This is a genomic window from Streptomyces sp. NPDC032161 (assembly GCF_040636995.1).
Taxonomy (GTDB): Bacteria; Actinomycetota; Actinomycetes; order Streptomycetales; family Streptomycetaceae; genus Streptomyces.
In genome coordinates this window covers 1-24,483 of sequence record NZ_JBEZVN010000006.1, presented here as the reverse complement: position 1 = coordinate 24,483, position 24,483 = coordinate 1, and the positions used below count along the sequence as shown (strand labels likewise).

Here is a 24,483-nt window from a genome sequence, read left to right as displayed (position 1 = left end):
CGGTGCGCGCGTGACGTACGCACAACGGTGGGAGTTCGATTCGTATGCACCCCAGGAAGCGGCAGCGCAAGAACGCGTCGGCAATGAAACTCGTGGGCAAGCTCGTCGGTCTGTACCGCGTCGCGAACGGCCTGACCCAAGCCCAACTGGCGGACCGTGTGGGCCATCAGGTCGACACGATCGCCTCCATCGAGCAGGGCAGGCGCTCGCTCCTCCCCGATCTGGCAAGCCATCTCGACCAGTTGCTCGGCACGAAGGGCGCGCTGGAGATGGCGGTGGGCAACCTGCCGGAGGTGGACCTGATCCCGGCGTGGGCGGAGCAGTACGTGGACCTGGAGCAGGACGCGCTCGCTCTGTCCTGGTACGACAACCAGGTACTGCCGGGCCTGCTCCAGACGGCCCCGTACGCCGAAGCGGTCTTCCGCAACCGCGTCCCGGTCTTCAGCGAGGAGGAGATCGCGAACCAGACGGAGGCGCGACTCCAGCGCCAGGAGATCCTGCGCCGCTCCTCGCCCCCGACCATCAGCTTCGTCGTCTGGGAACCGGTCCTGACGCTCCAACTCATCGACGACGAGGCGCACAGGGAACAGCTACGCCATCTGCGGACCTGCGCCGGACTTCCCGGCATCTGCTTCCAGGTGCTGCCACTGAACAGCCGTACCCACGCGGGACTCGACGGCCCCTTCATTCTGCTGGAGACCCCGGACTTCCAGCACATCGCCTACTCCGAGACCCCGCGCGGCAGTCTGCTCGTCTCCGACCCCGACGAGACCAGCATCCTCGCTCAGAAATATGCGATGCTGCGAGCCCAGGCCCTCAACCCCAAAGACACCGTGGGTCTGTTGGACCGTCTGCTGGGAGAGCGATGAGCAGCACACTTGAGTGGTTCAAGTCCAGCTACAGCGGCGACGAAGGCGGCGCCTGCCTCGAAGTCGCCTACGACTGGCGCAAGTCGAGCTACAGCGGCAGCGAAGGCGGTGCCTGCGTCGAGGTGGCCGCCCACCCCGCCGCCATCCACGTCCGCGACTCCAAGAACCCCGAAGGCCCCATCCTCACCCTCACCCCCACCACCTGGGCGGCGTTCGCCGACTTCGCCTCCGACCAGCGAACCGACTGATCCCGCAGGAGAGACCCACCGGCCATGGCATTCATCCACCGCACCACGCTGACGCCCACCAAGCTGGAACTCCTCACCACCTGGCTGCCCACCCAGCCCTGGTACCGAGGCAAGGGCGAGCCCGAGCTGGTGAAGGCCGGAGGGTTCCGGCTGGACGACCCCGAGGGCGAGGTCGGCATCGAGTTCATGGCCGTCACCGACACCTCGGGGGACCAACCGGTCACGTACCAGGTGCCGTTCAGCTATCGTGGCGCACCGATCGCGGGCGCCGACGAAGCCCTGATCGGCACCACCGAGCATGGAGAGCTGGGGACTCGGTGGGTCTACGACGGCACGCGTGACCCGGTGCTCGTCGCGCAGCTGTTCGCGCTCGTCATCGGCGAGGCCGAAGCACAGATGCAGAGCACGAGCCACACCCCCGACCCGTCCGTCACCGCCTCGTTCGCGGAGTCCGTCCGCGTCACGTCCGCGATCGTCTCCACGACCGTGTCCGACACCCCGGACGGCACGGACCTCCTCGTGGAGACGGCGGCGGACGTGGAGACGGCGGCCGATGACGCGACGGCGGCCGACGGCCATCGGCTGGCCATCCACATCAACCGCGTTCTGCGGCCCGGCCAGGAGGTCGACGAACAGGCGACCCTGGGCCGCGTCACCGCTGGCTGGCCGCTGCCCGACGGCACGACCGCACGCGCCCTGTTCGCCGTCGTGAGCCACGCGCGCCCGTAGACCGCACGCCGAACGCACGTGTGCCGGACCGGACGCACACCGAGTCGGCGCTACCGAACCGGACGCACGCCGCCCCCGGCCCTCGCGGTCGAGCGGCGTGCTCCGGAACCGCGTACCACTGCCAATGTCAGTGGCCGCCCGTACGCTCGGCACCATGGCGACGCTCCCGAACCCGCTCCCGTCCCTGGCCGCTTCAGGGCTCCAGCTTCCGCCCGGCTCGCTGGTGGATGCCACGATCGACGGCACCTGGCACGAACCGCTGCTCTGGTACACCGACGCGCCCGTGGTCCCCGGGGACTGGTCCCGGCTGCGCGCGGCCGGGCGGCCCCTCGGGCTGCTGCCCGTCCTGATCGACGGCGGCCGGCACGACCAGTGGTTCGAGGACTGGGACCTCAACCCGGAGGGCACCTCGTACCCGGGCGACCACGACGCCGCCGAGGTGCTGGCCGAGTACTGGGCCGAGTGCGCGCCCGAAGAACTCGACGCCGCACACGCCGAATGGCCGGGCCTGGCCCCCGCCCCTGCCGACACGGGCTCCACCCGGTCCCCGGACGGCCTGGCCGCCGAGACGGCCGACATGTGCACCGGCCCGGAGGGCTGGTTCCCGAGCGTACGGGCGGCGCTCGTCCCGGCCCGGCGCAGCGCGGACATCCTCACGGCGATCGGCTGGTCGGGCCCGCTCAACTACGAGAACGACGTGGCCCGGCTCAGCGCGGTGCTCCGCTCCTGGGAGGACCGCTACGACATACGGGTGCTGATGCTCGGCTTCGACACCCTGACCGTCACCGTCGGCCGCCCGCCCACCACCCTGGACGAGGCACGGGCGCTCGCCGCCGAGCACTTCGCGTTCTGCCCGGACAACATCAACCAGAGCCCGCCCTACGACCTCGACGACTACGCCAGGAGCAATCTGCTCGACCAGTCCACCTGGTCGTTCTGGTGGGACTGACCCGGCTCCTGCGCCGACCACCGGTGCCCGACCGGCTCGGCTTCGCGGCCCGGCCGACGGCCGTGTGCTGTCCCGGGTAGTCGGCGCCCCTCGCCGGGGTGTCCGTCGGATGACGGCACGGGCGTGGACGACCGGTGAGGGTCACACGACGCTGTTCGACGCGGCGGTGGGGCGGCTGCGCGTGCGGCGGGTGCTGCTTGCCTGTTCTCTTCGACCGGCGGCCGAAGTCTCGTCCGCGCCCGTTCTCCTCGGCCGACGCCCCTCTTCGGTCGGCGACTTCCCTTCGACCAGCGACTCCTCTTCGGCCGACGCCCCCTCTTGGGCCGGCGGCCGAAGTCTCATCCGCGCTTGCGGAGGTACGCCTCCAGCTCGGCGGCCCCGGTCAGCATCGCCCGCCCGCGAGCGGACAGCCGACCGTGCCAGTCGCTCAGGGCGGCCTCCAGCGGCTCCAGCCCACCGGCCGCCCGCACCTGGGTGATCAGCGGGGCGATCTTCTCCAGCAGGTATCCGCCCCGCCTGAGCTGGTGGGCCAGCCGGGCGTCCCGTACATCGGCCTCGTCGTAGACGCGGTACCCGGTCCGCGGGTCGCGGCGCGGGCTCACCAGCCCGGCGCGCTCCCATTTGCGCAGCGTCGCGGGCCGGATCCCGAGCCTGCCCGCCAACGGCCCGATGAACGTGCCGCCGGGCCCGGCCCCCTCGGCCGGCCCGGTCCCGGCACCGGGCTCGGGCCCCGTGGTGGGCTCCAGGTCGCGCAGGGCGGTCTCCACGGCATGGAGGGTCCGCCGGTCGTCGAGGAGCTGGGCATGGCTCTCGTCGATGAGGCGGAACGCCTCATCGACCGCGCCCTGGTTCACGGCCCGCATGATCGACGTCGCCGTCCGGTGGCCGTGGCCGGGCACCAGGGCGAGAAACGCGCGCAGGGCCCCCGCATGCAGCGAGGTGTAGGTGCGGTAGCCGTGGGGGGTGCGACCGGCGGCCGGAAGGATGCCGGCCTCCTCGTAATTCCTGACCGCCTGCGTGGACAGACCATGGCCGCGCGCCAGATCAACCGGCCTGAGTCGTTCGCCGCTTTGAAGGTTTCGCCCCATGATGCTGACGATATCGCGGAAAAGTTTCAACCGAAGGTTCAACGATACCGTTTAAGGCATGGCTACCGACATCAAGGACACCGCCCATGCCGTCGAGGCCGCCGCCGTCATGAGGCTGCTCCCGACCCGGCCCCGGCTGCTCGCGCTGGGCGAGCCCACACACGGTGAGGACACTCTGCTCGACCTGCGCAACGAGCTCTTCCGACAGTTCGTCGAGGAGGAGGGCTACCGGACGATCACGATCGAGAGCGACTGCATGAGCGGCCTGGTCGTGGACGACTACGTCACCTCGGGCACGGGCACCCTCGACGAGGTCATGGAGCACGGCTTCAGCCACGGCTGGGGGGCCTCCGCGGCCAACCGCGAGCTCGTGCGCTGGATGCGCGCCTACAACGACGGCCGGCCCATGTCCGAGCGGCTCCGCTTCGCCGGTTTCGACGGCCCGTTGGAGATCACCGGCGCCGCGAGCCCCCGGCAGGCCCTCACCGCACTCCACGGCTACCTCTCGGCCCGGGTGGACGCGGCCCTGCTCCCCTGCACCGGGGAAACGCTCGACCGACTGCTCGGCGCCGACGACCGGTGGACCGATCCCGCCGCGATGACGGACCCGGCCCAGTCCGTGGGGCAGTCGACCGAGGCCGGTCGACTGCGGCTGCTCGCCGACGATCTGGTGGCGCTGCTCGACGCGCAGACGCCGCACCTGATCACGGCGACCTCGCGGGACGACTGGGACCGAGCACGCCTGTACGGGCGCACCGCCACCGGCCTGCTGCGCTACCACTACTGGATGGCCGACACCTCCCCGGCCCGCATGACCCGGCTGTGCGCGCTGCGCGATCTGATGATGGCCCACAACCTCCTCGCCATCGCCGCTCGGGGCCCGGCACTCGTCCACGCCCACAACTCCCATCTCCAGCGGGAGAAGAGCACGATGCGGATGTGGGAGGGGCCGGTGGAGTGGTGGAGCGCCGGAGCACTGGTCAGCACCCGGCTCGGCGAGGAGTACGCCTTCGTGGCCACGGCCCTCGGCACGATCCGGCACCAGGGCGTGGGCACCCCGCCCCCGGACACCGTCGAAGGACTCCTGTACGCACTCCCGGAAGACCGCTGCGTCATCGACGCCCCGCGGCTGGCCGCCGCCCTCGGCGACACACGGCCCGCGCCCCGCGTATCCCCCTGGTTCGGCTACGCCCCGTTCGACCCGGCCCACCTGGCGGGCAGCGACGGGATCGTCTTCGTCAAGGACGTCCCGCAGAGCCGGAACCCGTCTTAGGCCCTTAGGTCCTGTGCGTCCGGCGCCCCACCGGGCGCCGGACGCCGGGCACCGGGCGCCGCGATGAGTACCCGCACTCATGTGCCCCACGAGGAAGCCGCGTTGACTCGTACACATGACCGAGAACCTCATGGACGACATCACCGCGCCCCGCCCGCCGCGCACCTGGATCGCCTCGCTGCTCTCCACGGTCGTGACGCTTCCGCTGGCGTGCGTCGCGCTGATGTACGCCGGGCTCTCGCCCATGGCCTGCGATCCCTGCAACGGGGCCGAGGCCCACCGGTTCGACGCGAGCTTCGCGCCTGCGTGGACGGTGTTCACCTGCGGTCTGGTGCTGGCTCTGATCACCCTGGTGGCGAGCTGGGTCCTCCGGCGGCGCAGGCCGCCCGCCGGTCTCGCCCTCGCCCTCGCCGCCCCCGGTGTCGTGCTCCTCGCGACGCTGGTGTTCACGGCCATGGTCGACTGGCCCTGACAGAGCCGGATTCCCGAAGCCCGGAAGGACCCCGCCCATGCCGCAGCCCGCGAGCGATCTCCACCGCCTCGTCGAGGAGTTCCGCGCCCTGCCCGCGGACGACGACCGCCGACGGGCGATCGTCGCCGAACTGGGCACCGACGACACCGCCGTCCAGGCCGCGCCCTTCCTCGCATCCGTCGTCGCCGACCCGCACGAGTACGACCTGGCCCGGGTGGAGGCCGCCACGGTCCTGCGCCTGTGGCCCCCGTCCGATCCCGGCACTGCCCGGACGGTCGCCCGGGCCCTGTTGGCCGCGCTCGACGACCTGGACGAGGACCTGGTCCGCCAGTACGCGGCTCATGCGCTCGGCTCCTACGCCGACGACCCGGCCGTGCACAAGACCCTGGCCGCCGCCATGCTGGACAGCGGCGCGGGCGACGACGGCACAGGCGACGACGGCGAAGACGTCCTGGTCCGCTACAACGCCCTCGCCGCCCTCGAAGAGGCGGGCCCGAGCGACGCCCGCGCCGACGTGCTGCGCGCCCTCGCCCGGGACCCCGAACTCGGCCGCTCGGCGGCCCGCGTCCTCACGGCCTGGGGCCGCACCCCCGGCGACCCGGCGTAGGCGGCGCGGCCCGGTCCCGCCCCCGCCTCGTACTCCAGGGGCTCGTTCACGGCGCAGGCGCCCGTGCCCAGCGGCGCTCGTCCCCCGCCGGGCGGAACGTCAGCGACCGCCCAGCCGCTGCGCGACCTCCGTCGCCCAGTACGTGAGGATCATCTGCGCACCGGCCCTGCGGATGCCGGTCAGGCTCTCCAGGATCGCCGCGTCCCGGTCGATCCAGCCCTTCTCGGCGGCGGCCTCGATCATCGCGTACTCGCCGCTGATCTGGTACGCGGCGACCGGCACGTCCACCGCGTCGGCGACCTTCGCCAGGACGTCGAGGTACGGACCGGCCGGCTTGACCATGACCATGTCGGCGCCCTCTTCGAGGTCGAGCGCCAGCTCGCGCAGGGACTCGCGGGTGTTCGCCGGGTCCTGCTGGTACGTCTTGCGGTCGCCCTTCAGCGACGAGCCGACCGCCTCGCGGAACGGCCCGTAGAACGCCGAGGAGTACTTCACGGTGTACGCGAGGATCGACACGTCCTCGTGGCCCGTCTGGTCCAGCGCGTCCCGGATCACCCCGACCTGGCCGTCCATCATGCCGCTGGGGCCGACCACGTGGGCGCCCGCGTCGGCCTGGACCTGGGCCATCTCCGCGTACCGCTCCAGCGTCGCATCGTTGTCGACCCGGCCGTCGGCGGTCAGCACACCGCAGTGACCGTGGTCGGTGTACTCGTCCAGGCACAGGTCCGACATGACGACGAGGTCGTCACCGACCTCCTCGCGCACCGCCCGCAGACCGGCCTGGAGGATGCCGTCCGGGTCGGTGCCCGCCGTGCCCCGGGCGTCCTTCTTCTCGTCCGCCGGAACACCGAAGAGCATGATCCCGGAGACGCCCGCGGACACCGCCTCGGCGGCGGCCTTCCGCAGCGTGTCCAGGGTGTGCTGGTACACCCCCGGCATGGCCGAGATCGGGACGGGCGCGTCGACGCCCTCGCGTACGAACGCGGGCAGGATCAGGTCCGCCGCGTCGAGCCGTGTCTCGGCGACCATGCGCCGCATCGCCGGGGTCGTCCGCAGCCGCCGGGGGCGGGAGCCGGGGAAGTTTCCGTACACAGTCATGCTTCGAGACTAGACCCGTACACATCACCGGTTTACCGACACCTGTACCGGAAAAACCAGCGGCAGCCCCGCCGGGCGGAGCGCCCCAAAAACGCCGCGAACGCAGGGAACGGCGACGGGCGGCCCGACCGCCGAAGCAGCCGGACCGCCCGTTCCGTACGCCTGCCGCGCCATCGCGAAAGGCGTTCTCGTACGCGTCGGCGCGAAAGCGGGTACTCGTACGCGTCAGGTCGTCGTCGAACGGCGCCGCCGCGCCCCCGGACGCCGCTCGCTCGGCCGCGTCACCGGGTCACCGGCCTCCTTCGCCGCCTCCCGGCGCCGCGCGCCGAACTCGGCGAGGGCCTCGGCCAGCTTGTGCACCGAGGGTTCCGGCGACAGCACGTCGACGCGGAGCCCGTGCTCCTCCGCGGTCTTCGCCGTCGCCGGGCCGATGCACGCGATGACCGTGACGTTGTGCGGCTTGCCCGCGATGCCGACGAGGTTCCGGACGGTCGACGACGAGGTGAACAGGACCGCGTCGAACCCGCCGCCCTTGATCGCCTCACGCGTCTCGGCCGGCGGCGGCGAGGCGCGGACCGTGCGGTACGCGGTGACGTCGTCGACCTCCCAGCCCAGCTCGATGAGGCCCGCCACCAGCGTCTCGGTGGCGATGTCGGCGCGCGGCAGGAAGACCCGGTCGATCGGGTCGAAGACCGGGTCGTACGGCGGCCAGTCCTCCAGCAGACCCGCGGCGGACTGCTCACCGGAGGGCACCAGATCCGGCTTCACACCGAAGTCGACGAGCGCGGCGGCGGTCTGCTCGCCGACGGCCGCGACCTTGATCCCGGCGAAGGCACGGGCGTCGAGCCCGTACTCCTCGAACTTCTCCCGGACGGCCTTCACGGCGTTGACGCTGGTGAAGGCGATCCACTCGTACCGGCCCGTGACCAGTCCCTTGACCGCGCGCTCCATCTGCTGCGGGGTGCGCGGCGGCTCGACGGCGATCGTCGGGACCTCGTGCGGCACGGCACCGTACGAACGAAGCTGGTCGGAGAGCGACGCCGCCTGCTCCTTGGTCCGCGGGACGAGCACCTTCCAGCCGAACAGCGGCTTGGACTCGAACCACGCGAGCTGGTCGCGCTGGGCGGCGGAGCTGCGCTCACCGACCACGGCTATGACGGGGCGGTGCCCCTCCGGCGACGGCAACACCTTCGCCTGCTTCAGGACCTGCGCGATCGTGCCGAGGGTCGCCGTCCAGGTGCGCTGGCGGGTCGTCGTACCGGCCACCGTCACGGTCAGCGGGGTGTCGGGCTTGCGGCCCGCCGCGACCAGCTCACCGGCGGCCGCGGCCACCGAGTCGAGCGTCGTCGAGATGACGGCCGTGGCGTCGCTCGCGCCGACCTCGCCCCAGCAGCGGTCCGAGGCGGTACGCGCGTCCACGAACCGGACGTCCGCGCCCTGCGCGTCCCGAAGCGGCACACCGGCGTACGCGGGCACACCCACGACCTCGGCGATGCCCGGCACGACCTCGAAGGGGATACCGGCGGCGGCGCAGGCCAGCATCTCGGCACCGGCGTCCGCGTCCAGCCCCGGGTCTCCCGGGACCGCACGGACCACCCGCTTGCCGCCCTTCGCTGCCTCCATGACAAGATTGACCGCATCCCTGAGAACGGGGACACCGGCGGCGGTTGACTGCGCGTCAATGACCGTCAGCTCGGGTGTGCTCACGCCTGCCCGCGCATGGCAGCGAACGACACCGAGAACGTCCGGCTCGGCGACAAGGACGTCCGCGCTCGCAAGCGCCTCGACGGCGCGCAGGGTCAGCAGTCCCGGATCGCCGGGACCAGCACCCAGGAAGGTGACGTGCCCGTGGGCGGACACGGCCGGAAAGTCGGATGCGGCGGGGCCGGTGGGGCTCAAAGTGCTCGCTCCCCGATAAGACCGGCCGCACCCTTGGCGAGCATCTCGGCCGCGAGCTCGCGACCGAGGGCCGCCGCGTCGTCCTGCGACGTGGGCACGGGACCGGTGGTGGACATCTGCACCAGCGAGGAACCGTCGGTGGAACCGACGACACCGCGCAGGCGCAGTTCGTTGACAGCCTGTCCGTCGGCCTGGAGGTCCGCCAGCGCACCCACGGGTGCGGAGCAGCCGGCCTCCAGGGCGGCGAGCAGGGCACGCTCGGCGGTCACGGCGGCCCGGGTGTACGGGTCGTCGAGCTCTCCGAGCGCGGCGACGAGGTCGGCGCTGCCGACAGCGCACTCGATCGCCAGTGCTCCCTGGCCGGGAGCGGGCAGAAGGGTGTCGGGCGACAGGAAGTCGGTCGCCTCACCGGTCCGGCCGAGGCGGCTGAGCCCGGCCGCGGCGAGTACCACCGCGTCCAGCTCCCCGCTTCGTACAAATCCGATACGCGTGTCGACGTTGCCTCGGATCGGCACCGTCTCGATGTCGAGGCCGTGGCTGCGGGCGTACGCGTTGAGCTGCGCCATGCGGCGCGGCGAGCCGGTGCCGATGCGGGCACCGGACGGCAGCTGCCCGAGGGTCAGCCCGTCCCGCGCCACCAGTACGTCGCGCGGGTCCTCGCGCACCGGTACGGCGGCCAGGACGAGGCCCTCGTGCGGGGTGGTCGGCAGATCCTTGAGCGAGTGGACGGCGAAGTCCACGTCGCCGCGGAGCAGCGCCTCGCGCAGCGCGGCGACGAACACGCCGGTGCCGCCGATCTGCGAGAGGTGCTCGCGGGAGACGTCGCCGTACGTGGTGACCTCGACGAGCTCGACGGCCCGCCCGGTCACCTCGCTGACCGCGTCGGCGACCAGGCCGGACTGCGCCATGGCGAGCTTGCTGCGCCGGGTGCCCAGCCTCAGCGGCTTGGCGGCATCCGCGCCCAGGGGTGAGTTGTCGGTCATGACCGCCCTCGATTCGGGTCGTTCAGGTCTGCCCGGGAGACGGCGGCGACCGTCTGCGGGTCGAGGTCGAAGAGTTCTCGGAGCGCGTCCGCGTACCCGGCGCCGCCGGGCTCGCTGGCGAGCTGCTTGACCCGCACGGTGGGCGCGTGCAGGAGCTTGTCGACGACGCGGCGCACGGTCTGCGTGATCTCGGCGCGCTGCTTCGTGTCCAGGCCGGGGAGGCGCCCGTCGAGCCGGGCGATCTCGCCCGCGACCACGTCGGCGGCCATCGCGCGCAGCGCGACGACGGTCGGGGTGATGTGGGCGGCCCGCTGGGCGGCACCGAAGGCGGCCACCTCGTCGGCGACGATGGTGCGCACCTGGTCCACGTCGGAGGCCATCGGGGCGTCCGCGGACGCCTCGGCGAGCGACTCGATGTCGACGAGGCGCACCCCGTCGAGGTGGCCGGCGGCGCCGTCGATGTCGCGCGGCATGGCGAGGTCGAGCAGGGCGAGGCGGACGGGGCCGTCGTTCCCGGTGGGCGCGGTCTCCCCGGCGGACGCCGCGCGGACCGGCTCGTGGGGCAGGCCGAGCGCCCCGGCGACGACCTCGGCGGTCAGCACCAGGCCCGTCGCACCGGTGCACGAGACGACGATGTCGGCACGTGTCAGTTCGTCGGGGACCGCGGCCATCTCCACGGCGCGGGCGGCCACTCCGGTGCCGCCGGGCTGGCCCAGGATCTCGACGAGCCGGTCGGCACGGGCCCGGGTCCGGTTGGCGACGGCGATCTCGGCGACACCGGCACGGGCCAGGGTGGCGGCGGCCAGCGAGGACATCGATCCGGCGCCGATCACCAGGGCGCGCTTGCCCCGGGCCCACTCGGCGACGTCCTCGCCCGCCGCGAGCTGTTCGAGACCGAAGGTGACGAGCGACTGCCCGGCCCGGTCGATCCCGGTCTCGCTGTGGGCACGCTTGCCGACCCGCAGCGCCTGCTGGAACAGGTCGTTCAGCAGCCGTCCCGCGGTGTGGAGCTCCTGGCCCCGTGCCAGCGCGTCCTTGATCTGGCCGAGGATCTGGCCCTCGCCGACGACCATCGAGTCCAGCCCGCACGCCACCGAGAAGAGGTGGTGGACGGCCCGGTCCTCGTAGTGCACATAGAGATACGGAGTGAGCTCGTCCAGACCCACGCCGCTGTGCTGGGCGAGGAGGGTGGACAGCTCGGCGACGCCCGCGTGGAACTTGTCCACGTCGGCGTACAGCTCGATGCGGTTGCAGGTGGCCAGCGCGGCGGCCTCGGCCGCGGGCTCGGCGGCGAGCGCGTCCTGGAGGAGCTTGGCCTGCGTCTCACCCGCCAGCGAGGCCCGCTCCAGTACGGAGACGGGGGCGCTGCGGTGGCTCAGCCCTACGACGAGAAGACTCATGCCGGCATCACGGCGGGCATGTCCCCGTCAGGTCCCTTACGGCCTTCGGCGACCGGACGCACCGGCGCCTCCTCCGCGTCCGGCACGGCCGGCACGGACACGTCCTGGGCGACCCCGGCGGTGCTCTGGCCGACTCCGGCCTCACCGGTGTCCTCGACCGACTTGCGCTGCTCGTGGAAGGCGAGGATCTGGAGCTCGATGGAGAGGTCCACCTTGCGGACGTCGACGCCGTCGGGCACGGAGAGCACCGTCGGCGCGAAGTTCAGGATGGAGGTGACGCCCGCGGCGACGAGCCGGTCGCAGACCTGCTGCGCGGCACCGGCCGGGGTCGAGATGACGCCGATCGACACCCCGTTGTCCCGGACGATCGTCTCCAGGTCGTCGGCGTGCTGCACGGGAATCCCGGCGACCGGCGTCCCGGCCATCGCGGGATCGGCGTCGATCAGGGCGGCGACCCGGAAACCGCGGGAGGCGAAACCGCCGTAGTTGGCGAGCGCCGCGCCGAGGTTACCGATACCGACGATCACGACCGGCCAGTCCTGGGTCAGCCCGAGCTCACGGGAGATCTGGTAGACGAGATACTCGACGTCGTACCCGACCCCGCGCGTCCCGTAGGAGCCGAGGTAGCTGAAGTCCTTGCGCAGCTTGGCGGAGTTGACCCCCGCCGCAGCGGCGAGTTCCTCGGACGAGACCGTGGGGACCGAGCGCTCGGAGAGCGCGGTCAACGCGCGCAGATACAGCGGAAGCCGGGCGACGGTGGCCTCGGGAATCCCTCGGCTACGGGTCGCCGGTCGGTGAGTTCGGCCAGTTGCCACGGTGCTCCTGCGGTATGAGCGGGGCTGCAGGCGGCCGTATTTCGCATGACCGCCCCGTCGAATGCAGGCTATGTCTTTGTGAACGTGTGCACAAAGATTGTGTCCGTTTTGTCCGGTCAACGTGACCGGGGTCACGCGCTTTCGTCGCGTAATCCCGGAACCGGGGACCGCGTCAAACCGTTGCAGACCCGAAGGGGGCAAAGCGGCACACACTCCTCACTACCACTCCCCCGAGTCCACTCAAAACGCCCATGATGGTAACCGGGTTTCACTCACGAACCCAGCGCGTCACGCAGCCTCCCCGGGTCCACCCGCCAGAACGTGTGCTGCTCGCCGTCGATCAGGACGACCGGGATCTGCTCCCAGTACGCGCGGTGCAGCGCCTCGTCCTGCGTGATGTCCTTCTCCTCCCAGGAAGCGCCGGTCTGCGCGCACACCTCCCGCACCACCTCCCTCGCGTCGTCGCAGAGGTGACACCCCGGCTTGCCCACGAGGGTCACCGTCCGCTCGGCGGGGTTCTTCTTCGTACGTCGGAACATGGCGCTCATGCCCTCATTCTGCGCCGCACCACGACGCGCTCCCGCCCGGCATGCCGTCCGGCGCCCGCCCCCTGTCCCGCCCGCGAGACGTCCGGTGCGCCGACCACACCCCCTTCCGGCTCCTTCACCTCTTCGCCCCTCCTTCGACAAAGCAACGACCAAGAGTTCACGGCGCGGCATCCCGGCAGGTCGGGAAGGGCCCGAGCACATGGCTATGCTCACGACATGGCCGCTCTTGGATGGCTCACACCCCGTAGACGCCCCGCGACAGCACGGAGCGTGCTGGCAGGCGAGGCCGCAGCCGAGGCTGCGCGGAAGTCCGCCCTGCGCAGCGAACACCCCGACGACGACCGGCCCTCCGCAACCGCCGCCCGCGAGGCCGTCGAGGCCCCCGAGGCCCAGGAAACCGGCCGCGCGAAGACGGCGAAGCCCACGAAGGCCGCGAAGGCCGCCGAGCCGAAGAAGGACGCGGAGCCGGGGAAGGAGAAGGAAAAGGAGAAAGGGACGGGCAAGGAGAAGAAGCCCGAGGAACCCCCCTTCCCCGTCGCCGGTGACGAACGGGCCGCAGCCTTCTTCGACCTGGACAACACCGTCATGCAGGGCGCGGCCCTGTTCCACTTCGGGCGCGGCCTGTACAAGCGCAAGTTCTTCCAGCGCCGCGAACTGACCCGCTTCGCCTGGCAGCAGGCATGGTTCAGACTGGCCGGTGTCGAGGACCCGGACCACATGCAGGACGCCCGCGACAGCGCCCTGTCCATCGTCAAGGGCCACCGCGTCTCCGAGCTGATGGCGATCGGCGAGGAGATCTACGACGAATACATGGCCGACCGCATCTGGCCCGGCACCCGCGCCCTCGCCCAGGCCCACCTGGACGCCGGTCAACGGGTCTGGCTGGTCACCGCCGCCCCCGTCGAGACGGCCACGATCATCGCCCGCCGCCTCGGCCTGACCGGCGCACTCGGCACGGTCGCCGAGTCCGTCGACGGCGTCTACACCGGCCGCCTGGTCGGCGAACCGCTGCACGGACCGGCGAAGGCCGAGGCGGTCCGCGCCCTGGCCGCCGCCGAGGGCCTCGACCTCGACCGCTGCGCCGCGTACAGCGACTCCCACAACGACATCCCGATGCTCTCCCTGGTCGGCCACCCGTACGCGATCAATCCGGACGCCAAGCTCCGCAAGTACGCCCGCGCCCACGACTGGCGACTGCGGGACTACCGGACGGGCCGCAAGGCGGCCAGGGTCGGCATCCCCGCCGCGGCCGGGGTCGGCGCCCTCGCGGGAGGCACGGCCGCCGCCGTCGCGCTGCACCGTCGCCGCCGCTGACACCGACGCGCCCGGCCGGCCGCCCCGCCGTTCACCGAACCGCCCGGTCGCACAACCGTTCGTCAGTCGTCGAGCCGCCACCGTCATCGGGCGACACCCCGCCGGGCGGCGCCCGGCCGCGGCACGATCGGGACTCCCTGCCCGCCGACCGCCCCGACCAGTCGACACACCCCCACTCGGCCACAACCGGTTCCCCTCGCAGGCAAATCACGAAGTAATCCGATCAATAACCGGTCACGATGTGCTACTTGATACGTCGATTAGTCGCTACAGAAGCGACGTAATCGATGATTTGAGCAACTGGGTGTAGCACTGTCTGTACGAAGCGTTATTCTCCTCAGACGCATTCCGGAACCCCCGAGTCACTACGACGAGTGAGGGTTTCGCACTGCACGTGATGGAAGCTCTGCCTCTGGGAGTCCCGTGTACCCACACGTCGGGGTTGACGCCTCGGGCCTGGCTACGCTGCGCGCATCGGTCGTCAACCGCTTGCGCGGCTTCGTCCCCACCGCGTACGCCGTACCCGCATTCGCCACCCCTGCGCCAGTCGGCCCGTGCTACGCCATGGCCGAACGCGGTGCGGCGGTCGGAAGACGCGGCAGCCGCGGCGCAACAACCACGTCCACCGTCCGCCGTCCCACCGCCGACAGCGACAGCGCGCGCATGATGGAGCTCGTCGAGCGTGCGCAGGCCGGCGAGGCCGAAGCCTTCGGCCGCCTCTACGACCAGTACAGCGACACCGTCTATCGCTACATCTACTACCGCGTGGGCGGCAAGGCCACGGCGGAGGACCTCACCAGCGAGACCTTCCTGCGTGCCCTGCGCCGCATCTCGACGTTCACCTGGCAGGGCCGCGACTTCGGCGCGTGGCTGGTCACGATCGCCCGCAACCTCGTCGCCGACCACTTCAAGTCCAGCCGCTTCCGCCTGGAGGTGACCACCGGCGAGATGCTCGACGCGAACGAGGTCGAGCGCAGCCCGGAGGACTCCGTCCTGGAATCCCTCTCCAACGCCGCACTGCTCCAGGCCGTACGGCGGCTCAACCCCCAGCAGCAGGAGTGCGTGACCCTGCGCTTCCTCCAGGGCCTCTCGGTCGCCGAGACCGCCCGTGTCATGGGGAAGAACGAGGGCGCGATCAAGACCCTGCAGTACCGCGCCGTCCGCACCCTGGCCCGGCTCCTGCCGGACGACGCCCGCTGACCCTCCCTCCCGAAGCCTTCCATCCGACCACCCGGCCCCGACCGGGCCGTCCCCACCGCACCACCTCGGCCCCCCTGTCCCGTACGAAGCCTCCCGATCACGCTCCCGATCACCGATCCCGCCCCACCCGGCGGGTCCCGGCCCGATCAGCCCCTCGTCCGGCCGCGCGCCCGGCCCGGCCGACCCGTCGACATCACGCCAGGCGATGCCTTCCTCACACAAAGTCCGGTCACTCTTCTTGCGTAACCCATGTGCCGCGCCCCTCGTTGTGTCGGTTGCAGGCCCCCTGTCGTCACCCATGTCCGCTGACACTCACTCATTCGTGTGGAAGCGCTCAAGGTGTACAACCTTCCTGACACCCAGGGGAGTCGACCGTCATGACGAGAGGAGGTGCCGCCAGTGATCGCAAACGTTTCGGCGCACCGGCGGGCGAACGCCTTCGCCCAGGCCCTGGAGGAGCAGCCGCCCCGCGACGAGGCGGCCGCACAGCCCGAGGGAACGGCCGAACAGGCCGACCACGGGCCGCTGTTGGCCCTGGCGAACGGCCTCGGTGAGCTACCGCGGCCGGAATTGGATCCCGAAGTCAAAGTGGTGCAGCGAGCCCAGCTCGTCGCCGCCATGGAGGCCATGTTCGCCGAAGGCGGCGCGTCCGCGGGCCCTACGGTGCCCGAGCAGCGCACGAAGGGTGCCCATCGGGCCTCCGCGCTCCGGAAACTGCGTCCGCGTTCGCGCTGGTCGAAGGGGCTCGCGGCCGGCGGGCTCACCGTCGGTGTCGCGGCGGGGGCCTTCGGCGGAGTGGCCGCTGCCAGTTCCGACGCCCTGCCAGGTGATTCGCTGTACGGGCTCAAGCGCGGCATGGAGGACATCCATCTCGGGCTGGCCAGCGGCGACACCGACCGCGGCGAGGTCTACCTCGACCAGGCGTCGACGCGGCTGGGCGAAGCCCGCCGTCTGATGGAGCGCGCCCGTTCCGGCGACCTCGACCACGAACAGCTCGGTGAGATCCGGCGCACGCTCAACGGCATGACGCACGACGCCACCGAGGGCCACCGCCTGCTCCGAGCGGCCTATCAACGGGACGGCGCCATCGGCCCGATCCAGACCCTGGATTCCTTCTCCCGCTCGCACCGCGGGAGCTGGAGCAGCCTGCGCGACCAGCTGCCGCTCCAGCTGACCGATGTCGGCAACCAGGTCAGCTCGGTGTTCGACGCCATAGACGAGGAAGTCGGGCCGCTGCAGTCGCTGCTGCCCCGCGGCCCGGACCGGAGCGACGACGCGAAGCGGTCCGACACCGGGGAACGGAACACGGCCCCGTCCCATACGGGCGGGACCACCCCCTCCGCGCCGGACGTCTCCCACGACCGGACGAGCGACGGCGCCACGCCAGGCCCGTCCGACGGTTCCGGCAGCGCCACATCCGAGAGCCTGCTCTCCGGTGGCACGGACGGACTGTTCGGCACCCAGCCCCCGCGCACCGACCCGTCCACCGGTGGCCGGATCAGCCCGCCGCCGTCCCCGGACGTGACGCTGCCCCCGCTCCTCCCCGGGCTGCTCCCGGGTCTGGGCATCAACAGCGAGCGCGTGGACGAGTGACCCGTCCCTCACCCCTCGATCGCCGGCCGTCCCGAGCCGGTCCGGAGATCGAGGGGTGAGCCGCCGAATGGGCCCTTCGTCAGGATCCGGCGAAGGCATCCTGTCGAAGGACCTGGCGGGAGAACCCGTCAGAAGAACACCGACCTCCGCTGCACCAGCAGCTTGTACAGGGTGTGCTGAATCTTCTCGCGCACCTGATCGGTCAGGTTGAACATCAGCATCGGGTCGTCCGCCGCCTCCATCGGATACCCGCTCGTGGAGATCGGTTTCCCGAACTGGATCGTCCACTTCGTCGGCAGCGGAACCGCCCCCAGGGGGCCCAGCCAGGGGAACGTCGGCGTGATCGGGAAGTACGGGAAGCCGAGCAGCCGGGCCAGCGTCCGGGAGTTGCCGATCATCGGATAGATCTCCTCCGCGCCCACGATCGAGCACGGAATGATCGGCACCCCCGCCCGCAACGCCGTGGAGACGAAACCGCCCCGGCCGAAGCGCTGAAGCTTGTACCGCTCGCCGAACGGCTTGCCGACGCCCTTGAAACCCTCCGGCATCACCCCGACGATCTCGCCCCGGCCCAGCAGCCGCTCCGCGTCCTCCGTGCACGCCAGCGTGTGACCGGCCTTGCGGGCCAGCTCGCTCACCACGGGCAGCACGAAGACGAGATCGGCGGCGAGCAGCCGCAGATGCCGCCCCGCCGGGTGGTTGTCGTGCACGGCCACCTGGAGCATCAGCGCGTCGAGCGGCAGCGTGCCGGAGTGGTTGGACACGATGAGCGCGCCCCCGTCCGACGGGATGTTCTCGATGCCCCGCACCTCGACCCGGAAGTACTTCTCGTACAACGGCCGCAGCATCGACATGAGGACCTGGTCGGTCAACTCCTCGTCGTACCCGAACTCGTCGACCTCGTACTCGCCGGTGACCCGCCGCCGTAGGAACGCGAGCCCGGCGGCGGCCCTCCGCTCCCAGCCGTCCGCGGTCTCCGGAGCCTGCTCGGATCCGTCGGGATCCTCCTCCCGCGGCGACTCGGCGTCCTGCTGCCCCGGAAGGGCGCTGACGGCCGCGGTGCCGACCCCGGGGCCCGCGGTGGACCTGCGCCGCGCGGAGCGCGGCGGGCCGCCCGCCCGCGAACGGTCGTCGTCGAACGGAATGACCTTGGCGTCCGCCATCGTCGATGCGCTCCTCTGTTGCCTGCCGGTGCCGGGGGTTCTACTGCCTGCCGGCGCTGGGGGTCGGGGACGTGCCGCCCGCCCCGGTGATCCGCGACGCTCCGCCCGCCGCCCCGATGAACGGTGCGGCGGCCAGCCTGTCGACCGCCCGTCCCACCGCCTCCGGCGGGAGCAGACCGGGGCCCTGACCGCGCGCGAACTCCGCGAACGTCTCCGCGGTGGTGAACGCCGGGTGGAACCCCAGGGTCTCGCGCATCTGGACGGTCGACACCACCCGCCCGTGGGTCAGCAGCCGGATCTGCTCCGGCGAGAAGTCCGTCATGCCGACCCGGCGCAGCGCCCGACCGACCCAGGTGACGGCGGGCAGCAGCAGCGGCATCGTCGGCCGTCCGAGCCGCCGCGCGCACTGCGAGAGCAGCAGCACCCCGTCCCCGGCGATGTTGAAGGTGCCGCTGTTCAGCGTCCCGCGCGTCGGCTCCCGCGAGGCGATGCCCAGGACGTCGAGGACATCGTCCTCGTGCACGAACTGGAGTCTCGGGTCGTACCCGAACACCGTCGGCAGGACGGGCAGCGACAGATAGTCGGCGAGCGGCGAATCCGCCTCCGGCCCGAGGATGTTCGCGAACCTGAGCACGCACACGGCGACGTCCGGCCGACGGCGCGCGAAGCCCCGTACGTACCCCTCGACCTCCACCACGTCCTTCGCGAACCCGCCGCTGGGCAGCGACTTGGGCGGGGTCGTCTCGCTGAAGACCGCCGGATCGCGGGGCGCGGAACCGTACACGTTCGTACTGGACTTGACCACCAGCCGCCGCACGCGCGGGGCCTTCTGGCAGGCCCCCAGCAGCTGCATCGTGCCGATGACGTTGGTCTCCTTGACCGCGGTCCGGCCTCCCGTACCGGCCGACTTCGCGGAGACGTCCAGATGGACGACCGTGTCGACCGCGTGCTCCGCGAGCACCCTCGCGATGGTGGGCCGACGGATGTCCGCCACCACGAACCGGGCGTCGCCCAGCGAGTGCCGGGGCGCGACGGCGTCGACGGCGATCACCCGGTCCACCTCCGGATCACGCTGGATGCGCCGCACGAAACGGCCGCCCAGCTGCCGGGCCGCTCCCGTGACCAGCACGACCTTCCCCAAGATCAGCGCCTTCCGTCGAAAGGTTCTACCTGGCCGTCACCGTAGCGGGTGGACGTCGCCCCGCGACGACCTCGCGGCGGGCTTCCTACGACTCTTGGCCCGAATGCGGGCACCTCTCGACAACGCGCCGCAGCCCTCCCGCCATTTCGGCGGAAGGGCTGCGGAATCACGAACCGCGTTCGCTTACTTCTTGTTGCGACGCTGAACGCGCGTGCGCTTGAGCAGCTTGCGGTGCTTCTTCTTGGCCATCCGCTTACGCCGCTTCTTGATAACAGAGCCCACGACTACCCTCGCTCACTTCTCGGAACATCCCCACGCCAGCGGGGATCGGTGCGGGGCGTCTGGGCCCACACGACCTACGTCGGCCTAGCCTACCCGCCACCGCGTGAGGGACGTAATCCGAGGCGAATATCAGGTGGACTCCGCCCCGGTATCAGGCGGATTCCACCCCCACGAAGGACTCGCGGAGATACTCGTGAACCGCTTGCTCCGGAACCCGGAAGGACCTGCCCACCCGGATCGCCGGCAGATGACCGCTGTGCACCAAACGGTACACGGTCATCTTCGACACCCTCATGACCGAGGCGACTTCCGCCACGGTCAGAAACTTGACCTCGTTGAGAGGCCTTTCGCTGCCAGCAGCCATGACCCACCTGTACCTTCCGCACGAGACGCGCACCGGCTTCCCCTCCGGTGACTCTTCGTCGTTGTGCGCTCACTCCCCAGATTAGGGGCGGGTGATGCGAGTGGGGAAGAGGAGAGGTGACCGGCCGCCTACTGTGACAGACACGCCCGATTGAGTACATAGCGAGTGAGCGGCAGGTAGGAGACGGACCGCACGGCGTCGTCGAGCGGCACGGCGACCGACACCCGCCCCTCGGCCTCCCCGACGAACAGCGCGGGGTCGTCCGTGTCCGCCAGCCCGATCGCCTCGATGCCCAGCTGACCTGCTCCGCAGACCCATCCGTGGTCCCCGACGACCAGTCCGGGAAGCCGCCCACTGCCCACCGCCGCCGCCTCCAGGGCGACCCGTACCGGCAACGGCGAGTGGGTGTGTGCGCCGGTGCCGTCACCGGGACTCCGTGCGCCCGGCTCACGCACCATCGCGACCCCTCGTACGTAATCGAGGCGGCACGTACGTACGCCGAACCGGGTCGTCATGTCGATACATCGCCCCTGCGCAGGGGTGAGGACGGGACATCCCGCCGCCGACACGGCGTCTGCCAGCGCTGCGTAGAAACCGAGCAGCCGATGCGGGTGCCCGGTCCCGAACAACACCGGCGACCGTCGCGACGCGGCCTCCGACAGCCGCCCGGCGAACGCCTCCAGCCCCGCCAGAGTCCGTTCGGGATCGATCACGTCGGGGCCCGAGACGAAGGCCGGGTCGTCACAGACCCCGCACTTGTCGGCCATCAGACGAAGAAGCTCGGACTCGTCCCAGTCCCCCTCGGGGGCAAGGCCGAGCGTCATGCGTGGATCGCGGGCCGCGAAGAGCCGATAGCTCCGCAGGCTCGCCTCCCGCGTCGTGGCCACGGGTCCGGCCAGCCGGGCCTTCAGCAGATGCGCACGCAGCGCTCCGGTGCTCAACACCCCGCCGATGCTTCCCCAACCACCCGAACGGGGGGCCAAAAGCCGGGTGATGCCCCACGGTTGGCGTAACGGGCCTCGACGCGTACGAGAACGCCCGCGCCCACGACACGGAACGACGGGGACTCAGGCCAGCAGCCCCCGCAGCGGGAACGCCGCCCGCCGGGTCGCCAGCACCGCCTGGTCGAGCCGGTCCGCGGGGTCGTACCCCTCCTCCCACGGCTTCCAGGAGGGAGCACGCCCGTCCGTCATCCGGGCCGGCCCCAACCGCCGTGTCCGCGCGTAGACCTCGTCCCGCCACGAGGACGGGATCAGCGACTCGGGATCCACCGGCGTGTGCGCGGCGATCCCCACCAGATGCGCCCAGGACCGCGGCACCACGTCGACCACCTCGTACCCGCCACCGCCGAGCGCGATCCAGCGCCCGCCCTCCGCATGGGCGTGGGCGAGGTCGTGACAGGCCGTCATCACGGCGCGCTGAGCGTCCAGCGACACCGCGAAGTGGGCGAGCGGGTCCTCGAAGTGCGTGTCGGCCCCGTGCTGGGTCACCAGGACCTGCGGCCGGAAGTCCGCCAGCAGTTCCGGCACCACCGCGTGGAACGCCCGCAGCCATCCCGCGTCGCCCGTGCCGGCGGGCAGCGCCACGTTCACCGCGCTGCCCTCCCCCGCCCCGATGCCGGTCTCCTGAGGCCAGCCGGTCTGTGGGAAGAGGGTGCGGGGGTGCTCGTGCAGCGACACGGTCAGGACCCTCGGGTCCTCCCCGAACGCCGCCTGCACCCCGTCGCCGTGGTGCACGTCGACGTCGACGTACGCGATCCGCTCGGCGCCCAGTTCCAGCATCCGCGCGATGGCGAGCGCCGCGTCGTTGTAGACGCAGAACCCGGCCGCGCCGCCTGGCATGGCGTGGTGCAGCCCGCCGGTGAAGTTCACCGCGTGCGCGGTGTCACCGCGCCACACCGCCTCGGCCGCGGCCACCGACTGCCCGGCGATCAGCGCCGACGCCTCGTGCATCCCCCGGAACGCGGGGTCGTCGACCGTCCCGAGCCCGTAGCGCTGATCGGCCCGCTCCGGATCGGCGGAGGCCACGCGCACGGCCGCCACGTAGTCCTCACGATGCACCAGGCGCAGGGTCGAGTCCCCGGCGGGCCTGCCCGCCACCACGTCCACGGCGCGGTCGAGTCCCAACGCCCGCACCAGCCCCATCGTCAGGGCGAGTCGCACGGGGTCCATCGGGTGGCCTTCCCCGAAGTCGTATCCCGTGACTGCGTCATCCCACATCAGCTGTGTGCGGCCGCTCATGCCCGCCACCGTATCGGGCGGGCGGCGCGTCGAACGACTTGGCGTACGCGAGCGTCGCGAGCACCAGCACCATCGGCACCAGCATCGCCCCGCGGTAGCTCCACGCGTCCCCCAGCACCCCCACGAGCGGCGAACCGATCAGGAAGCCCACATAGTTGAAGACGTTGAGCCGCGCGATGGCCGTCTCGCTCGCGCCGGGGAACATCCGCCCGGCGGCGACGAACGTCTGCGGCATCACCACGCACAGCCCGAACCCCAGCATCGTGAACCCGAGCATCCCGACCCACGCCCCGCCGGCCGCCGCGACCACGGCGAACCCGCCGGCCGCCAGCACGCTCCCGAACCGCACCACGGCCACGGCCCCGAACCGCCGCACCCCGAAGTCCCCGACGGCCCGTCCCAGCAGCGTCGTCACCATGTAGACGTTGTACGGGACGGTCGACAGCTGCTCCGAACTCCCCAGCACGTCATGGAGGTACTTCGCGCTCCAGTTGGAGACCGTCGAGTCCCCGATGTACGCGAAGCTCATGACGAGACAGAGCGGCATCAGCAGCTTGAAGGAGACCGAGGCAGCGTCCTTGGCCCCTTCTCCCCCCGGTCCCGCGGCCGACGCCCCGCCCTCGACGTACCACCGGCTGCCGACGAACGCGGCGGGCAGCAGCACGACGACGGCCGGGAGGTACGACATCAGCAGCGAGAGGTCCCAGTGCGCCCCGGCCCACGCCATCGACGCCCCGGCGATCCCGCCCAGGCTGTACGCGGCATGGAACCCGAGCATGATGGAACGCCCGTACGCCCGCTGGAGGCTCACCCCGATCATGTTCATGGAGGCGTCGAGCGCCCCGACGGCGAGCCCGAACACCCCGAGCGCGAGCGCCGCTTCCCACAGCGCGTCACCGGCTCCGGCGGCGACCAGCGCGAGCATCACCACGGGTTGCGCCCACCTGAGTACGACGCCCGGCCGCACCCGCGCGACCACCTTCTCGGTGATCACGCTGCCCACACCGGCGAGGATCGGCACCGCGGCCAGAAACGCCGGCAGCAGTCCGTCGGATATCCCGTACCGGTCCTGGATCGCGGGTATCCGTGTCACGAGCAGAGCGAACGTCACTCCCTGCGCGAAGAAGCTCAGCGTGAGGGAGGCCCTGCCGTGCCGCAGGCGCGCATCTGTCATGGCCACAGTCATGGCGGCGAGCGTAGGGCCAGTCTCTACCCGTGGGTAGAGAGATCACGCGAGGACTTCCCGCAGTTGGCTCATGTCGGAGAAGAGGCCCGTCACCCCGGTGAGCCGGTCCGCCGGCATCATCGACGTGAACCCGTACACGTCCATCCCCGCGGCCCTCGCCGCCTGCACACCGAGCGGGCTGTCCTCGATGACGACGCACCGCTCGGGGGCGACGCCCATCCGTTCGGCGGCATACAGGAACAGGTCCGGCGCCGGCTTGCCGCGCCCGACGTCGTCCACGCTGAAGATCCAGTCCTCTTCGAACCACTGGTCCAGCCCGGTCTTGAGGTGCCCGACCCGGATCCGCTCGTGGCTGCCGGACGACGCCACGCAGTAGGCCACCCCGTCGGCGACGAGCCCCGCCAGCACGTCCTCGACGCCCGGAACCGGCACCAACTCCTGGCGGAACGCCGCGAAAACACGCGAGTGAAACGTCTCGTCGAAGTCGTCGGGCAGCTTCCCGCCCGTTCTCTCCTCGACGAGATCGTGCACGCGGTGCACGGCGGCCCCCATGTAGTCCCGAAGGCTTTCCTGGTACGAGGTGGGGTGGCCGAGTTCGGTGAGGTACTCGGCCAGGATCGTGTTGGAGATCGGCTCGCTGTCCACGAGCACCCCGTCGTTGTCGAAGATGACCAGTTCGTAGCGCATGGTCCGAGACTAGACGCTCCGAACGCGAGAAAGCCCCGCACCACAAGGGTGCGGGGCTTCCCCACAAAAACTGTTCGGCGGCGACCTACTCTCCCACAGGGTCCCCCCTGCAGTACCATCGGCGCTGAAAGGCTTAGCTTCCGGGTTCGGAATGTAACCGGGCGTTTCCCTAACGCAATGACCACCGAAACACTATGAAACACATCAAAACCAGCAAACAGCGGTTCGTTGTTTCAGAACCAACACAGTGGACGCGAGCAACTGAGGACAAGCCCTCGGCCTATTAGTACCGGTCAGCTCCACCCGTTACCAGGCTTCCACATCCGGCCTATCAA

Annotated in this window: 25 protein-coding genes and 1 rRNA gene; 10 read left to right on the top strand and 16 right to left on the bottom strand. The window is 71.2% G+C overall.

Annotated elements, in window-relative coordinates; genetic code table 11:
* Positions 1 to 83 precede the first annotated feature (83 nt).
* The 4 genes from AB0E67_RS16150 to AB0E67_RS16135 all read left to right on the top strand — a co-directional run bounded on the left by AB0E67_RS16150 (position 84) and on the right by AB0E67_RS16135 (position 2,795).
* Complete coding sequence (locus AB0E67_RS16150; RefSeq protein ID WP_362027060.1) at positions 84 to 869, top strand: helix-turn-helix transcriptional regulator; 786 nt, start codon at positions 84 to 86, stop codon at positions 867 to 869.
* Positions 866 to 1,117 carry a DUF397 domain-containing protein gene (locus tag AB0E67_RS16145; RefSeq protein WP_362026543.1) on the top strand — a complete coding sequence of 84 codons (252 nt, stop codon included), beginning with the start codon at positions 866 to 868 and terminating at the stop codon, positions 1,115 to 1,117. The genes AB0E67_RS16150 and AB0E67_RS16145 overlap by 4 nt, the downstream gene beginning before the upstream one ends.
* 24 nt (positions 1,118 to 1,141) lie before the next feature.
* Complete coding sequence (locus AB0E67_RS16140; RefSeq protein WP_362026541.1) at positions 1,142 to 1,846, top strand: 1,4-alpha-glucan branching protein; 705 nt, start codon at positions 1,142 to 1,144, stop codon at positions 1,844 to 1,846.
* Positions 1,847 to 2,000: 154 nt separating this feature from the next.
* A complete protein-coding gene (locus AB0E67_RS16135) occupies positions 2,001 to 2,795 on the top strand; it encodes a DUF4253 domain-containing protein (protein ID WP_362026538.1) in 795 nt (264 codons plus the stop codon).
* A gap of 338 nt (positions 2,796 to 3,133) precedes the next feature.
* Here AB0E67_RS16135 and AB0E67_RS16130 read toward each other — a convergent pair whose 3' ends face one another.
* Positions 3,134 to 3,883 carry a TioE family transcriptional regulator gene (locus AB0E67_RS16130; RefSeq protein WP_362026536.1) on the bottom strand — a complete coding sequence of 250 codons (750 nt, stop codon included), beginning with the start codon at positions 3,881 to 3,883 and terminating at the stop codon, positions 3,134 to 3,136.
* Between the two features lie 58 nt (positions 3,884 to 3,941).
* On the opposite strand from AB0E67_RS16130, the gene AB0E67_RS16125 reads away from it, so the two are divergent.
* From AB0E67_RS16125 to AB0E67_RS16115, 3 genes are all read left to right on the top strand, one after another.
* Positions 3,942 to 5,156, top strand: a complete 1,215-nt coding sequence (locus tag AB0E67_RS16125; protein ID WP_362026534.1) for an erythromycin esterase family protein — start codon at positions 3,942 to 3,944, stop codon at positions 5,154 to 5,156.
* Between the two features lie 115 nt (positions 5,157 to 5,271).
* Positions 5,272 to 5,628: a hypothetical protein gene (locus AB0E67_RS16120; RefSeq protein ID WP_362026531.1), complete on the top strand. Its 357-nt coding sequence runs from the start codon at positions 5,272 to 5,274 to the stop codon at positions 5,626 to 5,628.
* Between the two features lie 37 nt (positions 5,629 to 5,665).
* Complete coding sequence (locus AB0E67_RS16115; RefSeq protein ID WP_362026528.1) at positions 5,666 to 6,235, top strand: hypothetical protein; 570 nt, start codon at positions 5,666 to 5,668, stop codon at positions 6,233 to 6,235.
* Positions 6,236 to 6,334: 99 nt separating this feature from the next.
* Here AB0E67_RS16115 and hemB read toward each other — a convergent pair whose 3' ends face one another.
* The 6 genes from hemB to AB0E67_RS16085 form a co-directional block, all read right to left on the bottom strand.
* Complete coding sequence (hemB, locus tag AB0E67_RS16110; protein ID WP_362026525.1) at positions 6,335 to 7,333, bottom strand: porphobilinogen synthase; 999 nt, start codon at positions 7,331 to 7,333, stop codon at positions 6,335 to 6,337.
* A 225-nt stretch (positions 7,334 to 7,558) separates the two neighbouring features.
* The gene (locus tag AB0E67_RS16105) at positions 7,559 to 9,232 is read right to left on the bottom strand and encodes a uroporphyrinogen-III synthase (protein ID WP_362026522.1); all 1,674 of its coding nucleotides are present in this window, start codon (positions 9,230 to 9,232) and stop codon (positions 7,559 to 7,561) included.
* Positions 9,229 to 10,215 (bottom strand): hydroxymethylbilane synthase, encoded by a 987-nt coding sequence (hemC, locus tag AB0E67_RS16100; RefSeq protein WP_362026519.1) that lies wholly within the window; start codon positions 10,213 to 10,215, stop codon positions 9,229 to 9,231. Before hemC ends, AB0E67_RS16105 begins: the two co-directional genes overlap by 4 nt.
* Positions 10,212 to 11,615, bottom strand: a complete 1,404-nt coding sequence (locus AB0E67_RS16095; protein ID WP_362026516.1) for a glutamyl-tRNA reductase — start codon at positions 11,613 to 11,615, stop codon at positions 10,212 to 10,214. The genes hemC and AB0E67_RS16095 overlap by 4 nt, the downstream gene beginning before the upstream one ends.
* Positions 11,612 to 12,430, bottom strand: coding sequence for a redox-sensing transcriptional repressor Rex (locus AB0E67_RS16090; protein ID WP_073787228.1), 819 nt, complete (start codon positions 12,428 to 12,430; stop codon positions 11,612 to 11,614). The genes AB0E67_RS16095 and AB0E67_RS16090 overlap by 4 nt, the downstream gene beginning before the upstream one ends.
* Positions 12,431 to 12,702: 272 nt before the next feature.
* Entirely contained in the window at positions 12,703 to 12,978 is a 276-nt protein-coding gene (locus AB0E67_RS16085; RefSeq protein WP_362026512.1) for a glutaredoxin family protein, read from the bottom strand.
* 216 nt (positions 12,979 to 13,194) lie between these two features.
* Between AB0E67_RS16085 and AB0E67_RS16080 the strand changes: the two genes are divergently transcribed.
* From AB0E67_RS16080 to AB0E67_RS16070, 3 genes are all read left to right on the top strand, one after another.
* On the top strand, positions 13,195 to 14,292 hold the full coding sequence (locus AB0E67_RS16080; protein ID WP_362026509.1) for an HAD-IB family hydrolase: 1,098 nt from the start codon (positions 13,195 to 13,197) through the stop codon (positions 14,290 to 14,292).
* A 423-nt stretch (positions 14,293 to 14,715) separates the two neighbouring features.
* Positions 14,716 to 15,492, top strand: coding sequence for an ECF subfamily RNA polymerase sigma factor, BldN family (locus AB0E67_RS16075; RefSeq protein ID WP_362026506.1), 777 nt, complete (start codon positions 14,716 to 14,718; stop codon positions 15,490 to 15,492).
* A 399-nt stretch (positions 15,493 to 15,891) separates the two neighbouring features.
* Positions 15,892 to 17,085: a DUF5667 domain-containing protein gene (locus AB0E67_RS16070; RefSeq protein WP_362026504.1), complete on the top strand. Its 1,194-nt coding sequence runs from the start codon at positions 15,892 to 15,894 to the stop codon at positions 17,083 to 17,085.
* 128 nt (positions 17,086 to 17,213) lie between these two features.
* On the opposite strand, the gene AB0E67_RS16065 is transcribed toward AB0E67_RS16070, so the two are convergent.
* From AB0E67_RS16065 to rrf, 9 genes are all read right to left on the bottom strand, one after another.
* The gene (locus tag AB0E67_RS16065) at positions 17,214 to 18,248 is read right to left on the bottom strand and encodes a lysophospholipid acyltransferase family protein (protein ID WP_362026501.1); all 1,035 of its coding nucleotides are present in this window, start codon (positions 18,246 to 18,248) and stop codon (positions 17,214 to 17,216) included.
* Positions 18,249 to 18,288: 40 nt separating this feature from the next.
* Complete coding sequence (locus AB0E67_RS16060; protein ID WP_362026498.1) at positions 18,289 to 19,389, bottom strand: NAD-dependent epimerase/dehydratase family protein; 1,101 nt, start codon at positions 19,387 to 19,389, stop codon at positions 18,289 to 18,291.
* 183 nt (positions 19,390 to 19,572) lie between these two features.
* Entirely contained in the window at positions 19,573 to 19,671 is a 99-nt protein-coding gene (locus AB0E67_RS16055; protein WP_003948845.1) for an AURKAIP1/COX24 domain-containing protein, read from the bottom strand.
* A 151-nt stretch (positions 19,672 to 19,822) separates the two neighbouring features.
* The gene (locus tag AB0E67_RS16050; RefSeq protein WP_014046653.1) at positions 19,823 to 20,035 is read right to left on the bottom strand and encodes a helix-turn-helix domain-containing protein; all 213 of its coding nucleotides are present in this window, start codon (positions 20,033 to 20,035) and stop codon (positions 19,823 to 19,825) included.
* Positions 20,036 to 20,163: 128 nt separating this feature from the next.
* On the bottom strand, positions 20,164 to 20,979 hold the full coding sequence (locus tag AB0E67_RS16045) for a phosphatase (RefSeq protein ID WP_362026496.1): 816 nt from the start codon (positions 20,977 to 20,979) through the stop codon (positions 20,164 to 20,166).
* Between the two features lie 123 nt (positions 20,980 to 21,102).
* Positions 21,103 to 22,275 carry an acetoin utilization protein AcuC gene (locus AB0E67_RS16040; RefSeq protein ID WP_362026493.1) on the bottom strand — a complete coding sequence of 391 codons (1,173 nt, stop codon included), beginning with the start codon at positions 22,273 to 22,275 and terminating at the stop codon, positions 21,103 to 21,105.
* A complete protein-coding gene (locus AB0E67_RS16035; RefSeq protein ID WP_362027058.1) occupies positions 22,244 to 23,449 on the bottom strand; it encodes an MFS transporter in 1,206 nt (401 codons plus the stop codon). Before AB0E67_RS16035 ends, AB0E67_RS16040 begins: the two co-directional genes overlap by 32 nt.
* A gap of 54 nt (positions 23,450 to 23,503) precedes the next feature.
* The gene (locus AB0E67_RS16030) at positions 23,504 to 24,148 is read right to left on the bottom strand and encodes an HAD family hydrolase (RefSeq protein ID WP_362026490.1); all 645 of its coding nucleotides are present in this window, start codon (positions 24,146 to 24,148) and stop codon (positions 23,504 to 23,506) included.
* Positions 24,149 to 24,220: 72 nt separating this feature from the next.
* Positions 24,221 to 24,337: ribosomal RNA gene (rrf, locus tag AB0E67_RS16025) — 5S ribosomal RNA — on the bottom strand.
* Positions 24,338 to 24,483 lie beyond the last annotated feature (146 nt).

Coding starts and splice junctions, on each gene's coding strand:
- AB0E67_RS16150 (WP_362027060.1), top strand. CDS start 84: ATGAAACTCGTGGGCAAGCTCGTCGGTCTGTACCGCGTCGCGAACGGC.
- AB0E67_RS16030 (WP_362026490.1), bottom strand. CDS start 24,148: ATGCGCTACGAACTGGTCATCTTCGACAACGACGGGGTGCTCGTGGAC.
- AB0E67_RS16130 (WP_362026536.1), bottom strand. CDS start 3,883: ATGGGGCGAAACCTTCAAAGCGGCGAACGACTCAGGCCGGTTGATCTG.
- AB0E67_RS16120 (WP_362026531.1), top strand. CDS start 5,272: ATGACCGAGAACCTCATGGACGACATCACCGCGCCCCGCCCGCCGCGC.
- AB0E67_RS16065 (WP_362026501.1), bottom strand. CDS start 18,248: ATGGCGGACGCCAAGGTCATTCCGTTCGACGACGACCGTTCGCGGGCG.
- AB0E67_RS16080 (WP_362026509.1), top strand. CDS start 13,195: ATGGCCGCTCTTGGATGGCTCACACCCCGTAGACGCCCCGCGACAGCA.
- AB0E67_RS16135 (WP_362026538.1), top strand. CDS start 2,001: ATGGCGACGCTCCCGAACCCGCTCCCGTCCCTGGCCGCTTCAGGGCTC.
- AB0E67_RS16145 (WP_362026543.1), top strand. CDS start 866: ATGAGCAGCACACTTGAGTGGTTCAAGTCCAGCTACAGCGGCGACGAA.
- AB0E67_RS16050 (WP_014046653.1), bottom strand. CDS start 20,035: ATGGCTGCTGGCAGCGAAAGGCCTCTCAACGAGGTCAAGTTTCTGACC.
- hemC (WP_362026519.1), bottom strand. CDS start 10,215: ATGACCGACAACTCACCCCTGGGCGCGGATGCCGCCAAGCCGCTGAGG.
- AB0E67_RS16125 (WP_362026534.1), top strand. CDS start 3,942: ATGGCTACCGACATCAAGGACACCGCCCATGCCGTCGAGGCCGCCGCC.
- AB0E67_RS16085 (WP_362026512.1), bottom strand. CDS start 12,978: ATGAGCGCCATGTTCCGACGTACGAAGAAGAACCCCGCCGAGCGGACG.
- AB0E67_RS16115 (WP_362026528.1), top strand. CDS start 5,666: ATGCCGCAGCCCGCGAGCGATCTCCACCGCCTCGTCGAGGAGTTCCGC.
- AB0E67_RS16095 (WP_362026516.1), bottom strand. CDS start 11,615: ATGAGTCTTCTCGTCGTAGGGCTGAGCCACCGCAGCGCCCCCGTCTCC.
- AB0E67_RS16040 (WP_362026493.1), bottom strand. CDS start 22,275: ATGAGCGGCCGCACACAGCTGATGTGGGATGACGCAGTCACGGGATAC.
- AB0E67_RS16140 (WP_362026541.1), top strand. CDS start 1,142: ATGGCATTCATCCACCGCACCACGCTGACGCCCACCAAGCTGGAACTC.
- AB0E67_RS16035 (WP_362027058.1), bottom strand. CDS start 23,449: ATGACAGATGCGCGCCTGCGGCACGGCAGGGCCTCCCTCACGCTGAGC.
- hemB (WP_362026525.1), bottom strand. CDS start 7,333: ATGACTGTGTACGGAAACTTCCCCGGCTCCCGCCCCCGGCGGCTGCGG.